Origin of the sequence: Rhodococcus sp. BS-15 (assembly GCF_000813105.1) — a bacterium.
GTDB lineage: Bacteria > Actinomycetota > Actinomycetes > Mycobacteriales > Mycobacteriaceae > Rhodococcoides.
Window position 1 is genome coordinate 1 of sequence record NZ_BAOX01000011.1, and the last position, 13,759, is coordinate 13,759.

Genomic DNA, 13,759 nt, shown 5'->3' on the forward strand with positions numbered 1-13,759 from the left:
CTCGAGCCCGCCGAGGACGTGGGAGTGTGCCTCAAGCACATTCAGTCGAGGGCGGGCGTCTCCCAATCCACCGCCTCGCAGTACATGGCCGTGCTGCAACGAGCGCAGCTGGTGACGAGCACCAAGATCGGCCCCTGGGTGCATTACAAACGCAACGACGAGTACCTCGATCGACTGGCCGAGACGATCAAGTCCGATCTGTGAAGTCTGCAGGCGGTGGGTTCGACCGGGGCTTTCGTCTTCGGCTCGACACCAGGTTGATGACCCCGGACAGTGCGAGACTGCCGCCGGGATAGACCAGCAGTCCGGAGGAGAAGATGACGGGTTCCGAAGCGTCCTTCACCATGTACACGGCACCGATGCCGGTGAGAACCACTCCCGCAACGGTGGCAAGCGCGATGGTTCGCCGGCTCTGACGGGACAACCGCGTCGAGATCAAGGCTGCGAAACCTGCGAAGACGCAGAGGAAGATCGACGCGATGAGCAACGCGTCCCACTTGACGACTGTGGCCACGAAGAACATGGATCCGCCGATGAGGAGAAGGGCCAGCTCCGGAACGGGTTGTCGCTGTGAGGGGTCGACAGTCATGGTGGTAATTCCCTCGCGAGATCCACCGCGCGAATGAGCGATGCTGTCTCGAACGGTAGACCGTGCGCGGCCGCAGCATCGGCAGCACGCTCCCGTAGAGTTCGGGGGTCTGTCGCGCAGGCGATCGCGTGCAGGTCGATGCGTTGCAACAGCTTCTTGGTCACCGGTCGTTTGCTGTCCCAGAATGCCAGCGCGGCAATGAGATCGGTGGCCTCCTGGCCGCTCAACAGCACATGGGCGACGGCGCATGCCGCTGGGTCCTCGAACGGCAGGAGATAGGTGGCGTCGTCGAACACCGCAGGTCTTCCGTCGTAGGGGCCGACCATCCTGAACTGCGGAACCTTGTGGAATCCGGAGATCGCGATCTTGTACGGAGCGAACGTGTACGGCCCGACACCGAAGATGCAGAACCGGGCGCGACTTCGGTAGATCGACGACTTCCGGCCGTCGAGAGCTGTCGCGTTGTCGGTGAGGTACTTCCACAGCTTCGGCGCGCTGTCCGCCAACTGCGCGGTGTCGTCACCGGTGTGCGATTGCGGCACGATCATCCACCGCGACACCTCGCTGAGTTTGTCGCGGTAGACGTCGGTGCATTTGAACAGGGGAAACAGGAAGTCCTTCTCGACGTCCACCGAAGCTCCGAGTTTGGTTCGCGGGCCGTCGTTCTCGGCCAATTCCATGACGGCAGACGCGTCGTGTTTGATGCCCTGACGCCACATCAGTGGACTGATGCCATCGAACTGCTTGCTTCGCTCGTAGGCGTCGACATCCGCGACGAGTTGTCCGTCGACCACTCCGATTCTGCTGCTGGGGTGCGGTGCATCCATGCTCGGATACATCTGTGCAGTGTGGTCGGTTGCACCGGTTCCGAGTTCGACCACGAACCAACAGGCATCCACTCCGGCGTCGAACCACTTCTTGGCGTCGATGGGTCGCAGACTCGAACCGGTGATCGGAAGGCCGTGCCGAGCGCAGTGCAACAGAACGTTTCGGGCTACCTGGGTCTTGCAGATCATCGCAACGGTGGCCGGGCGATCTGCGAACTCGGCGAACAATTTGATCCAAATGAACTCCGCGATATCGAAATTGGAGCTTCCGGTGATCGCATCTATTCCGCGCACGTTCCCGGTGTTCGCACGAGCCGGTCTGTTGCTGGACCCCAGAACCGACAGCTGAGAGTTGGTCACCCACGGTGGGTTGCCGACGACGAGGGTCGGGCCCGGATCCGACGTCCATGCGATGTCGCGGGCCAAGTCGAAATCGAAAATCGAGGCGGTGATCACCCTGCCGAATGCCGATGCGGCCGCGGCGTACTCGGGCTGCACTTCGATTCCGACGCGTTCTGCCTCGGGGTGGCTCTCGCCGACAACCGACAGGAAGTTCCCCACGCCGCAAGTGGGTTCGAGAACGCGAGTCCATTGTCGTCGTGGCAGGGTGTTCACCAACGCACGTGCCAACTCGATCGGGGTCTGGAAGTCCCCGAACTCGTTGTTGGGCATCGATGCTCCGGCGCTAAAGTGGACGTCGATGAAGCTTTCGCGTGCGGCCCTACTGCTGTCAACTCTGGTGTTCATCGGCGCTCTGACCTGGGTCGCCGTCACTGCGGGGGATCAAGTGCCCGCGCACTTCGACGGGTCCGGTCAGGTCGATCGCATGGACTCGAAGCTGTCCTTCCTGCTCACGATGGGAGGCATCGGATTCGCGGTGATCGCGTTGTTCGCGAGCATCGGTTGGTGGTTCCCCAAGGTTCCGGCGTCCATGGTGAACCTGCCGAGTCGGACGATGCACGAGTACTGGACTGCCGCCGAGAACCGACCCGAGCTGAACCGAAAGATGGCCGAGGACCTCGAGTGGATGGGCGCGGCAACGGCACTGCTGTTCGCCTGGATCGCCGGCGTTGCGGGTGCGACGACTGGCGACTCCGTCACCGTCTGGGTGCTCGCGGTACCGACGGCGCTGTACCTGCTGGCCATTCTTGGATACGTGGTGTTCGTGGTCAAAGGTGGCCGGTACCGCGTGCCGAAGGACTGACTCAGGGGAGTGGCTGCAGCATCGCCAGTTTCGAGCCGGACTGAAGCAGATAACTGCCGTCGGCGGCGTCGACCAGGATGTCGAGGCTGCCGGTGCCCTCCTCTGGAAACATCATCGACCATTTCGCCGTCCAGACAGTCACGCCGCTCGTGACGTCGACGGCGGACAGATCGGTGCCATCGGACATCAACGCCAGGTTGCCGTCGTTGCCGAAGACGCTGCCAGTGAGCTCGGACTGCCAGAGCTGCTCTCCCGATCGCAGATCGATCGCGATCGTATCGGCGTCGGTGCTGGTGAGACCTACATGCCCAACGACCGACCGCAGTGTGCCGACAGTGCGAGGCTCGTTCCATTCGTCACCGGGACGGTCGTAGACCAAGTTCGAGTCATTCCACCTCTCTTCCCCTGACTCTCGGTCGATTGCCGTGTCCCCCAGAACCAAGGGGATCGATGCATCGGTGGGGTCGTCGGGCGACGGTCGCTGTAGCGCCGGTGCGGACGACCTCGCCAAGACCGTGCCGTCGCGTCGGAACGCGACGGTGCCCGTGACATCCGACGAGCTGCCATTGCAATCGAAGGTGGATCCGATAGCCAATCCACCCGCTGTTCGTTGCTCGGCAAGCATGCAATCTTCGAGTATGTCGGTGCTCCACAGCTGTTCACCGGTCGAGGCGTCGAACGTGGAGAAGTCGCCCCCGACGTCGAAGGTTCCGATGTCGTCATCCACCTTCAGCGCGGTGGTGTAGTCGTCCTCCCATCCGGCCCACGCATGCAACGGAACCGTCCAGTCGGCGCTCGGATTCTCCAGCGTTCCGCGGTGCAACAGTACGTCGTCGTCCTCGAGGTTGCCCGACGTCGTGTAGATGCGGTCGTTCGCGACAGTGACGGCGAAAAGATCGAGATCAGTGGGGTAGTTTCGTGATTCGCCGGTCTCCGGATCGAAGGTGACATAGCCGGGCGTCTCGCCCCAGATGGGCTGGTGGCACACGAGTCGGCCGTTCAGCGGCTCGTCGGCGCACGCCGCTAGATCCGGGGCCGGGGTCTTCCACAGAACGGTGCCGTCCGTGGTGTCGATTCCGACCATGAGTGCCTCGTCGTTGCCGGATTCCGAGGACACGACGGCCAGTGTGAGAGCTGTGTGGCCGATCAGAGTCGAGCCGGCTCCCCACGCATACATCGAACCGGTACGCGGAGAGGCGAAGGTGGCTCCCTCCAGCCCCATGTCCGCCGCGTCGACGGACCATGCCAACCCCGGTGCGTCGTCTGAAGAATCGGTGATCTTCTTGATGGTCGTGGATCGATCCTGTGTCACAACGGCTACCGCTGCACCGACCGACAGCGTCGCGACGATCGCCGCAACGACCAATTTCGCGGTCTGGTTCCATCGCATCATCGAAGGTCCAATCCTGCTGTGTTCGCCAGGTTTTCGAGAAGTGCCGGGTCCTGCACCGGTTGTGTCGTCGACACCGTGATCTCGAACCCCGACGGCGTGACGACGGAGACCGAGGAACCCGGCCCGTACTCGTCCGGTGAGACGAGCTGGGGCTCCTCCGTTGTCGTCGAATCGGATTCGATGTCAGGCGTGGCCCGGACAACGCTGATCGTGAGTTGCCCGGCAATGCTGTTCACCGTCTGACAAAGCCCCGAACCGAATTCACTGGTGTGCAACGCACCCAACGGTGGAGTCGGAGCAAGCGCCGCCGCATCTGCCCGCCGGAGAGCGTCGTTGAGTGTTCGGATCTCGTCGCGGGAGAACGACGCCGTCGGTGAGTCGTCCCAGCCGGCGTAGCAGTCGGCGGCATTGCCCGGTGTTACGGCAGGGACGGGAGCAGTGATCCTGAGGGCAGGGTCGGCGGCTATTCGGACCAGGTCGTCGAGCGTCAGTTTCAACGTGTCCGGATCGTTCCCGCCGGAGACCGAGGCAGAGACGACGGATCCGTCCGACGTGTACGCGGTGGCCGTCCGGGAGTAGGTCCGCTGACCGTTGGTTTCGCGCCACGTGTCGTCGGTGTCCAGCACCGTTCCGTCCGGCAGACTCCGCCGCTCATCCACTTGGCCGGCCACGCAAGGTGGTGGTTCGGTCGAGTCTGCCGGGCCGACACCGACACTGAGATAGTCCGACTGGTCACCCGAGGCCAGTGGGGCGGATGCGTGCGCCGAGTCGAGGACGAAATCCTGAGATTCACCCGACGCGGGTATCGGGCCGAAGTACACGGACGTGGTCGACGAGATCTCGGCGGGAAGCGCTGCCACCAACGCCTCGGACATGAGGTGAGCTCTGGGGCCGTTGTACCAGGGGGCGGCTGGATTGTCGTACGAGTCGTCGCCCGTCGTAACGAAAGCGAAGGATGAGGATTCGCTCGGAGACTCGACGGTGTCGCACCCCGGAATGCTTGCCGACGCGTCGACCTCCGGGGTGACCACCACGTACTCCCGTTGCGGTGGCTCCGGAACTGGCGTCGCCGATGTCGTTGGCAGTGAGGTCAATTCGGGTTCCTCGGCTGGAGTGGTCAATCCCGCTGCGACCACACCGAGTGCCACTATCGACACGAGGACGAGTGTGTTCAACAGCGCGGAGCGATTGCGTTCGGTGGGCTGCGTGTCCTCGTCCATGACCCTCGTTCCATTCGCCCCTATCGCGACGAATGTCGCGCACTATTCATACCATTCGTTTTGCTAAGCGAGCTGGGTGTGGCCGCAGATGACATCCTCGCTGCACTCGACTACGTCGCCGACGGAATCCGGCGGGTTCGATGACAGGCAGCCGGTCGATGCTCAGTGCGTACCGAGTCCGTCGAGGAGAAGTTCACCGACGAACGTCGCGTTGTCCTGCGGGCTGTTCTGTCGTCGGGTGAAGCACCGCATCAGCAGAGTGTTGGTGATGCCTGCAGCGAGATCGACTGGGCTCGAGCCCTTTCGGAAGATACCGGTGTCCTGCCCTCGTGCGATGACCGGTGCGATGATCGACGGCAGGTTCAGCTTGTCCTTGATCGAGATCAGTCCCTCCGGCTCGCCGTAGGTGTCGTGTGCGACGGCGACGAGGAGAGCGTCCATGAATTCGAGTTCGTCGGCGGCGAGTTGCGCGCACCGCAGCATGTGGTTCTGCAGAATCGTGAGATCGTCGAGGCCCAGCAACTGGTCGTCGGCCACCGACTCGCGAAGACGATCGACTCGGCTCTGCAGCGCTGCGACGATGACGGACGGCTTGGTCGGAAACAGTGTCTTGCACGCCGCCCTCGGCACTCCTGCGATATCGGCGACGTCGTCCATACGCGTCATGAAGTAGCCACGCTTTCCGAACTCGTCGCGCGCCGCGGTGACGATCGCAGCACGCGGATCGCGGGGCAGGGGCCGTTCCTCGACCGGCACACCGACATCTCCCACGACGTCATCGAGGTGCTGATGATGTCCCGACGTGTCGACGACGGCCCCGAGGAAGGCGAGCACCGCGTCGGACATCACATCGGCCGAAACGGACGCGGCGTCCACCTGACTGCGGATGCGAAAGCCGTCGACGACGGCATTGACCGTCACTGCGAACGATCGGGCCGTGAAGGGACGGCGAAAGGCTCCCCCTTCGGGAGCGAACAATGCCTCGAATGCGTCCAGTACGGCGTCGTCTCGAACACGGTAGCCACCGGCGAGTGCCGCGGAAGCAGGTCCGCGGAAAACATGGTCGAGAAGAGTTGCGGTGGTGCTCTTCTGGTCGACGATTGCCGGAAAATAGCGCGCAACGAGCGTCGACACCCCTGCGCGAATCGAGTCGCCACTGTTCGCCATCTGTGTGCGAACTGTGTCGTGAACGTCGGTGGGTAGTGGTGTTCGGGACAGATGCTCGACGACCGTGCTGAGGAAGTCGGATTTGGTATTGAACTTGCGGAAGAACGTCGCTGTCGACGAGTCGGCCTCGTGGACGACGTCCTCGATACGTAGTCCGCGCTCGAGAATCCTCTGCGGATGCGCGATCAACAATGTGACACCCGCCTCGACGAAGTGGGCGGCGGTCGCGTCGAGCTCGGTCATAGAGGCGGACTTTACCGAGGTGGGGTCGAGCACGTCGCCGCAGGTGACAGCGTTCACTCTCAGGTGAGAGCGACCTGGGTCATTCCTCGGAGTGACCCAGCGGAGTGAGTGCGGTGTCATTGGCCGTGTTCGCGCCACCGGGACAGCGGTGGTGCCAGAAATCGAGGATCTCCATGACTGTGCTCGACATCCGCGTCGGCGACGCACCCGACCCACGGCTCAGCGCTCGTGAAATCGAAGTACTCACCGCCTGGCTCATCTCTGATTCCAAAGCGGAGGCGTCGCGCTCGCTCTATCTCTCGATGGGAACCGTCAACACACATCTGACGCGCATCAGAGCCAAATACACGGCAGTGGGGCGAACGGCACCGACCAAAGCGACGTTGCTGGTGCGCGCACTGCAGGACGGGTTCATCGACATCGACGAGCTGTGAGCAGTCAGCGCGACGACGAAGCCGACCGGCCCTGGTGAGTGAATCAGCGACACCGATCCAGTACAGGACGAGTGCGCCGATCACCGAGCCTGCTGTCGTCCAGACAACGCACTCAGCAGCGTCATGCCCCCTGAGATCAGGTGAACCCGGCGAGGGGCTGGATGATTTCGCTGGGAAGAAAATTGGACATATGGAACACTCGAACGTGTGAACCGAGTCTCCCGGATAGTGCCCGCTGTTGCCGCCACCACACTCCTGCTGAGCGCCTGCGGGTCCTCGGAACCGACACAGACGCCTACGGACGACACCACTGCGGCATTCACATCTGCGTCGTCCACGGCCTCGAACCCGAGCGCCGCGACCGTATACAACCTGCCGGGTAGCGGCGTGTTCCCCGAGGGCATCACCGCCGCCGACGACACGTTCTACGTGACCTCGACGTCCGACGGCGCAGTGTTCCGCGGGACTGTCGGATCCCCGGATGTGTCGGTGTTTCTCCCTGGCGGCGCGGACGGACGCACCGGCGCCGCCGGAATCGACGTGACCGACGAGGACGATCGCAGCGACTACCTGGTGATCGCCGGTGGAGCCGCGGGCAAGGTGTGGGTGTACGACGCCGACTCCGGCGAACTGGTTGCCACGTTCGGAAACGGCCTCGGCACCGATGCCACGTTCCTCAACGATGTTGCCATCGCCGACAACGGCGATGCCTACGTCACCGACTCACGGAACCCGGCGCTGTACCGGATCCCGTTCGAGCAGATGACGGCAGGCGTGCAGGACGGACAACTGGAGACGTTCGTGAACTTCGACGGCACCCCCTTCGTCTACGGGGAGGGATTCAACGCCAACGGAATCGTCGAGAACGACGACGAATCCGCGTTGATCGTCGTGCAATCGAGCACCGGCAACCTGTACCGGATCGACAAGAGCTCGAAAGAGGTCACACAGGTCGACCTCGGCGGTGCCACGGTCACCAACGGTGACGGGCTCGAGATGGACGACGACACCTTGTACGTCGTTCGCAATCGTGACGGTCTCATCGCCACAATCGACCTCGACGACGACGGCAGAACTGGCGCGGTCACCGGAGAGATCACCGACCCATCGTTCGCCTACCCGACAACCGTTGCAGCCATGGACGATCGGCTGTTCGTAGTGAACAGCCAGTTCGACAAGCGTGGGGGAGAGCCTGTCGAGCCGTTCACCGTCAGCTCGGTTCCGGAGTAGAGCGGCTTCGCCGCACGTGCACGAAAGTTCGTAGTGGAGGTCGAGTTCCCGCGCACCACGATCAGTGGGCGAGGATGGCGTCGATCTGACCGATTGCCTCCGTCATGCCCTCGACCATGCCCATTGAATCGAGCAGCTCGAGCTGTTCGATCGAATCGAACCGGCTTCGAATTGTCATGCGTGTCAACGCATCCGCTCGTTCGAGAGTCACGGCCGTGTGAATGATGGGCATCTCCGAGGATGGATTGCCGCTCTCGTCGGTGAATCCGTCGTCGAAGCTCAGCGACGACAGCGCAGAGATGTCGGTGAAGACCCAGTAGTAGGTGATCTTCTCACCATCAGGTCCGGTCATGTAGTAGGTGGCGCGCCTCCCGGAACGAAGTCGTGCGTCTCGAACGTGGCAGGCCAGGTGGGAGGACCCCACCAGCGTTCGAGCTGACGAGGGTCCTCCCAGATCTGCCAGACCTGCTCGACCGACGCGGCGAATTTGGCGACGAGGGTGAGGGCGAGTTGCTCGGTGTCCTGGTGAGAGCTGACGAATGGCATCAGGTGGTACCTTTCCGGTCGTTGGTGAAGAGATCGTCGATCCGTTCGACGCGTTGTCGCCAGATCTCCTCGTAGGTATCGAGCAAGGCGCGAGCGTGTGCGATGGTGTCCAACCGAACTCGCACGATCTGCTCCCTGCCACGCTTGTGTTTGGTGATCACGTCAGCGCGTTCGAGAACCGCGACGTGCTTCTGCACAGCGGCAAAACTCATGGCGTAGTGAGCCGCCAACTCCGATACCGACTGTTCGCCGACAGTGACCTTCGCGACGATGTCGCGCCGCGTCTTGTCGGCGAAGGCCTGGAACAGGCGATCGACCTCGGCGTCACTCATCTCATCTACAACCATTTGGTTGTAGATTATGCCGAGGTTCGGACTTCGTCAAGGGTGTTCGGCGTCGCTCGTCGGCGTGCTGCGTAGTGATCCGATCGCCGCGGCGACCACGGTGTCGATGAATTCCGCGTCACACGGAACGCGGGTGAGGAAATGGCGAAAGTGGATGGGGGCAATGAGCAGTTCTATCGCGGTGCGGGCATGCGCGTCGGCACCGGCGGAGATCTCACCCCGTGCGATTGCATGTCCGATCATCACTTGGTTTGCCTCGAAACGTTTCTGCCAGAATGTGTTTCGCGCCAGCTCGATGTCGGGGGAGTCGGTGACGAAGGCAAGCGCTCGAACCAGGCCATGGCCCAGGGGTGAGTTCAGATACGCGCTCAAAGTGGTGGCAAGTGTCGTTAGATCCCCGCGCAGCGAGCCGGTATCGGGCCGCGGGAGGGTGTGCTCGCTGGCGGCGAGCATCGCGTCGAGTACAAGATTTTCTCTAGTGGCCCACCGTCGGTAGACAGTGCTGTCACGTACGCCGGCGCGGCGGGCGATATCCGGAATGCCGACCTTGTCGACGCCGCCCTCGATCACGGCGTCCAGTACGGCCTGGTGTACCGCAGCTCTGACGTGAGCCGTCCGTCCCCCTGGCCGTCGGCGTGGTGCAACGTGATCGGTGTTGTCAGCCATCCGTGAATGCTATTGCAGTGTCCCTTGCGTTAGGCGTTCGAGCCGCCTACCGTGCCTTAAGGCAGAACTGTCTGCGTTTAGGGGCGGGGGAGTAGCCGGTGGCATCGTTGATGGATTGGGGACGGCGTATAGCGGTCAGCGTGAGAGCGCTGACCCGCAGCACCGAACGTGCCGCGCACAGGCGAGGTGTCGCGCCGTTTCTACCGCGGCTGTTCGTCGACCGCTTCACGCATCTCGGCGGAATCCCGGATGCAGAATTCCGGAGTCAGCTGTCGGAATGCCGTTCGTTCGACGATGACCGGTGGGCTCCCTACTGGTCGACGTTCGCCGACGGACACCTCGCGCGCGCAGACGAGGCGTTGTTCCGATTGGGTGCCCCCGAGAGTGCCCGGTTGCTCGACGCCCCCGACCCCTCGGCACTGACGGCACTGGGTGAGGCACTCGCGCCAGCGGCGACAATTCTTGTCGATCGTGGCACGGTGGCAGATCCGGAGGTACCGGCACGGTTCGTCGCAGCGCATCCCGAGGCATCCGACGCGGTTGTTGCGATGGACGGTTTGATCAAAGCGCTGGTGTACGACTTCGTTGCCGCGTGGCCTGGCGGCAGTCCTCAACGCCAGCGTGCCTACCGCCGCTCGTCGCGCTTGTCGGAAACGTTGTTGCAGGCCATGGCGCCGACGATGGGGTACGACGTCGAAGTGCTCGACATCGTCTTGCCCGGCACCTCCGATCGGGTGCACGGCGTTCTCGCGTTGCCGACTGGTGCGACGAACATGCCGACGGTTCTGGTCACGAACGGCTTGGAAGGCACCATCGCCGAGACTCTCTTTCCTCTCCTGGCTCGGCGCGAGGCCGGTCTCGCCACCTTCGTCATGGAGATGCCCGGTACATATTCGTACAGCGACCCCATGACGGTGGCGGCCGAGATCGTCTACAGGTCGGTGATCGACTTTCTCGCTGCCGACAAGCGCATCGACGGCGAGCGATTGGGCATCATGGGTTTCAGCTTCGGCGGTTACTGGGCCGCGCGTATGGCCGCTGTGGACCCTCGTTTGAAAGCGGCGGTGTCCAATGGGCCGCTCACACACCGGAGTTTCGGTGTGGTCAATTCGATCGGCATGCCGGAGGTGATGCTGTCGACGCTGAGCCGGACGCTCGGTGCCACCAGTATTGCCGGCCTGTTGCACAAGGTATCGAAACTCTCTCTGCGACAACTCTATCGAGACATCGGCATCCCACTGTTGGTGATCAACGGGGCTCAGGACACTCTCGCCAGTACCCGCGACTCGATCGACCTCGCAGTCGCTGCGCCCAACGCGCAGCTGGTGCTCTATGCCGACGACGACCACTGTGCGATGGGCAACGCCGAGCACTGGTCGTTGCTGTCGACTCGCTTCCTCTGCGAGCATCTGCTGGACCCGTCGAGAAAATAGGCTTTGCCGACTCCTGACTGCCGGTGTCCTGGGGACGTCACCGAGCAAAGGCGATCGTTCAGGCACCATGGAGCGTGGGCAGCCGACCGTGCCGTCCCAGAGGAGAGCGATGTGACTGTTCGACCAGCGAAGGTGGGCGCACTGACGATCGTGCTGGGCGCACTCGTGGTGCTGGTTCTCGATATCCACACTGCATGGCAGACGCCCTCCCATCTGCGTCGAACGATCAGCGAGTACGGACTCGGCGCGCAGCAGTGGGTGTTCTCGATCGGCGTCGTTCTGCTCGCTCTCGGTTCGGCGCTCACCCTCGCGTCCGCGATTCGACATCGCCTCACTCGGCCTGGTGCGACCGCTTCGATCTTCCTCACACTGTGGACCGTGGGACTCGTCGCCGTCGTCGCTGTGCCGAAGCAGGATTGGTCGAACGACGCCTCGCTCAGCATCGGCGGCACGATCCACCGACTGGGGGCAGCGGTGGCGTTCGTCAGCATCCCCGTTGCGGTGTTCGCGTTCTCTCGCCCGTGGCTTCGTGACGCTGTGTGGGCAGTGCGCGCCCGCGTGACCATGGGACTCAGCGCGCTGTCCTTTGTGACGTTGATGCCGATCGTGTACGCGCTGGCTGTGGGAGCAACCGGCTCGCGTCCTTGGTATCGCGTCGTCACACTCGGCTATGTGGAGCGGGTGCTCGTCGTAGCCGAAGTGATCGCGCTCATCTCGCTCGCCCTGTGGGTGTGGGCGGCAGAACGTCGGAATGCGGCCACGGAGTCGGCACAGGAGATCCGGTCCTCACAGCCTGTCTAGGGAACCGCCGACAACTCACGTATTGGCGATCGTACTATTTCGCCAGTGTGGAGGCGACGGACACCGACACCGCGGCCGCTGTCGCAGCGCTGTTGCCACCGCGATAGACGACGAATCCCGACGACCCAGTTGCTCGGTCGTCGGGAATCGCAGATCGAATTGCTCTGTCAGCGAGCGAGTTCCACTTCGGCTTCCTCGTCGACGAAGGGGTCGCCGTTTCGCGGAGCGTTGTAGCGCTCGAGGTCGAGGATTCCTTCGCGCTTGGCGACGATGGTCGGCACCAATGCCTGACCGGTCACGTTGACTGCGGTGCGACCCATGTCGACGATCGGCTCCACCGCGAGCAGCAGACCGACACCGGCGAGCGGCAACCCCAGGGTCGACAGTGTGAGTGTGAGCATCACCGTCGCACCTGTTGTTCCTGCCGTTGCCGCGGAACCGATCACGGACACCACGATGATCAGCAGGTAATCGGTGATGGTCAGATCGATGCCGTAGAACTGAGCGACGAAGAGCGCCGCGATCGCGGGATAGATTGCCGCGCAACCATCCATCTTGGTCGTCGCCCCGAGAGGTACCGCGAACGACCCGTACTCGCGCGGAACTCCGAGGTTTCGTTCGGTGACGCGCTCGGTGAGTGGCAGGGTTCCGATCGACGAACGCGAGACGAAGCCCAGCTGGGTGGCAGGTCACACTCCCGAGTAGAAGTTGCGCACCGAAAGGCCGTGCGCGCGAACGATCACCGGGTACACCAGGAAGAACACCACGGCCAGACCGACGTAGATCGATACTGTGAACACGCCGAGCGAACCGATCGCGTCCCAGCCGTAGGTCGCCACCGCGTTGCCGATGAGTGCGGCGGTGCCGATCGGTGCCAGCCGAATGATCCACCACAGCACCTTCTGCACGATGGCCAACAGCGACGCGTTGAACGCGAGGAACGGCTCGGCCTTCTTACCCACCTTGAGTGCAGCGATACCGATGGCAGCGGCAATGACCAGCAACTGCAAGATGTTGAAGCTCAGCGATGTGGTTGCGGTGCCGCTCTCGGCGACCGTGGTTTTCGCGCCGAGTGCGAGGAAGTTGTTCGGTACAAGTCCGGTGAGGAACGACCACCACGACCCGACATTCGACGGATCGCCGGCCGAGTCCGCTCCCGCGCTGGTACGCGAGCCGGGCTGCGCGACCAACCCGATCACGATGCCGATGATGACGGCGATGAACGCGTGATGGCGAACCACCACAGCGTCTGGATCGCCAGACGGGCAGCATTGGTGACCTCGCGCAGGTTGGCGATGGAACTGACGATAGCCGTGAACACCAGCGGGATCACCGCGACGGTGAGCAGTTTGACGTAGCTCGAACCGATGGTCGACAGGGTGCCGACCAACCAGTTGTCGTTCCCGTCGGCGGCGTCGGGCATCGAGCGGGCGATGAGTCCGAGGACGACTCCGAGGACGAGTCCGGCAACGATTTGTGGACCGAATGCGGTTGCCCAGGTAGGGACACGGCGCGTTCGGGTAGCGCTGGGCGCAGACATGGATATGCCTTTCGAAAAGGAGAGGTGTCGCCAGGGATGGGCGACAGAGGTGCTCGTCGGCCGATGGGCCGATCGGAGGGGACGCGGTCTAAAGGACCGTCAACAGGTAGCGCTGGCTTGCA

The 13,759-nt window shown here is 63.0% G+C and carries 13 protein-coding genes and 2 pseudogenes; 6 read left to right on the forward strand and 9 right to left on the reverse strand.

The genetic code is table 11. The features are described 5' to 3' along the window. On the forward strand, positions 1-204 hold a 204-nt coding region (locus tag RHBS_RS02780), incomplete at its 5' end, for a helix-turn-helix transcriptional regulator (protein WP_145977462.1). On the opposite strand, the gene RHBS_RS02785 is transcribed toward RHBS_RS02780, so the two are convergent. Both RHBS_RS02785 and RHBS_RS02790 read right to left on the reverse strand, forming a co-directional pair. Then, positions 188-589 carry a hypothetical protein gene (locus RHBS_RS02785; RefSeq protein WP_121873033.1) on the reverse strand — a complete coding sequence of 134 codons (402 nt, stop codon included), beginning with the start codon at positions 587-589 and terminating at the stop codon, positions 188-190. The two genes, RHBS_RS02780 and RHBS_RS02785, sit on opposite strands and share 17 nt — an antisense overlap. Beyond that, positions 586-2,088, reverse strand: a complete 1,503-nt coding sequence (locus tag RHBS_RS02790) for an SAM-dependent methyltransferase (RefSeq protein WP_128644771.1) — start codon at positions 2,086-2,088, stop codon at positions 586-588. Before RHBS_RS02790 ends, RHBS_RS02785 begins: the two co-directional genes overlap by 4 nt. A 28-nt stretch (positions 2,089-2,116) precedes the next feature. On the opposite strand from RHBS_RS02790, the gene RHBS_RS02795 reads away from it, so the two are divergent. After that, positions 2,117-2,620 (forward strand): DUF1648 domain-containing protein, encoded by a 504-nt coding sequence (locus tag RHBS_RS02795; protein ID WP_121873031.1) that lies wholly within the window; start codon positions 2,117-2,119, stop codon positions 2,618-2,620. Position 2,621: 1 nt separating this feature from the next. On the opposite strand, the gene RHBS_RS02800 is transcribed toward RHBS_RS02795, so the two are convergent. The 3 genes from RHBS_RS02800 to RHBS_RS02810 all read right to left on the reverse strand — a co-directional run bounded on the left by RHBS_RS02800 (position 2,622) and on the right by RHBS_RS02810 (position 6,643). Beyond that, positions 2,622-4,013, reverse strand: a complete 1,392-nt coding sequence (locus RHBS_RS02800) for a PQQ-binding-like beta-propeller repeat protein (protein ID WP_121873030.1) — start codon at positions 4,011-4,013, stop codon at positions 2,622-2,624. Continuing rightward, the gene (locus RHBS_RS02805; protein ID WP_121873029.1) at positions 4,010-5,233 is read right to left on the reverse strand and encodes a hypothetical protein; all 1,224 of its coding nucleotides are present in this window, start codon (positions 5,231-5,233) and stop codon (positions 4,010-4,012) included. The genes RHBS_RS02800 and RHBS_RS02805 overlap by 4 nt, the downstream gene beginning before the upstream one ends. 162 nt (positions 5,234-5,395) lie before the next feature. Continuing rightward, complete coding sequence (locus RHBS_RS02810) at positions 5,396-6,643, reverse strand: TetR family transcriptional regulator C-terminal domain-containing protein (protein WP_121873028.1); 1,248 nt, start codon at positions 6,641-6,643, stop codon at positions 5,396-5,398. A 173-nt stretch (positions 6,644-6,816) separates the two neighbouring features. On the opposite strand from RHBS_RS02810, the gene RHBS_RS02815 reads away from it, so the two are divergent. Continuing rightward, on the forward strand, positions 6,817-7,077 hold the full coding sequence (locus RHBS_RS02815) for a LuxR C-terminal-related transcriptional regulator (protein ID WP_121873027.1): 261 nt from the start codon (positions 6,817-6,819) through the stop codon (positions 7,075-7,077). A 207-nt stretch (positions 7,078-7,284) separates the two neighbouring features. Next, entirely contained in the window at positions 7,285-8,307 is a 1,023-nt protein-coding gene (locus RHBS_RS02825) for an SMP-30/gluconolactonase/LRE family protein (RefSeq protein ID WP_121873026.1), read from the forward strand. 61 nt (positions 8,308-8,368) lie between these two features. On the opposite strand, the pseudogene RHBS_RS32055 reads toward RHBS_RS02825, so the two are convergent. The 3 genes and pseudogenes from RHBS_RS32055 to RHBS_RS02840 form a co-directional block, all read right to left on the reverse strand. Then, positions 8,369-8,853, reverse strand: a pseudogene (locus RHBS_RS32055) (SRPBCC domain-containing protein). Then, positions 8,853-9,185 (reverse strand): metalloregulator ArsR/SmtB family transcription factor, encoded by a 333-nt coding sequence (locus RHBS_RS02835; RefSeq protein ID WP_237668955.1) that lies wholly within the window; start codon positions 9,183-9,185, stop codon positions 8,853-8,855. Before RHBS_RS02835 ends, RHBS_RS32055 begins: the two are co-directional and overlap by 1 nt. A 48-nt stretch (positions 9,186-9,233) precedes the next feature. Then, complete coding sequence (locus tag RHBS_RS02840) at positions 9,234-9,863, reverse strand: TetR/AcrR family transcriptional regulator (RefSeq protein ID WP_121873023.1); 630 nt, start codon at positions 9,861-9,863, stop codon at positions 9,234-9,236. Positions 9,864-10,003: 140 nt separating this feature from the next. Between RHBS_RS02840 and RHBS_RS02845 the strand changes: the two genes are divergently transcribed. After that, entirely contained in the window at positions 10,004-11,296 is a 1,293-nt protein-coding gene (locus RHBS_RS02845) for a S9 family peptidase (protein ID WP_237668956.1), read from the forward strand. 111 nt (positions 11,297-11,407) lie between these two features. Next, positions 11,408-12,097: a DUF998 domain-containing protein gene (locus tag RHBS_RS02850; RefSeq protein WP_121873021.1), complete on the forward strand. Its 690-nt coding sequence runs from the start codon at positions 11,408-11,410 to the stop codon at positions 12,095-12,097. A gap of 167 nt (positions 12,098-12,264) precedes the next feature. Here RHBS_RS02850 and RHBS_RS02855 read toward each other — a convergent pair. Beyond that, a pseudogene (locus RHBS_RS02855) lies at positions 12,265-13,637 on the reverse strand (dicarboxylate/amino acid:cation symporter). Positions 13,638-13,759 lie beyond the last annotated feature (122 nt).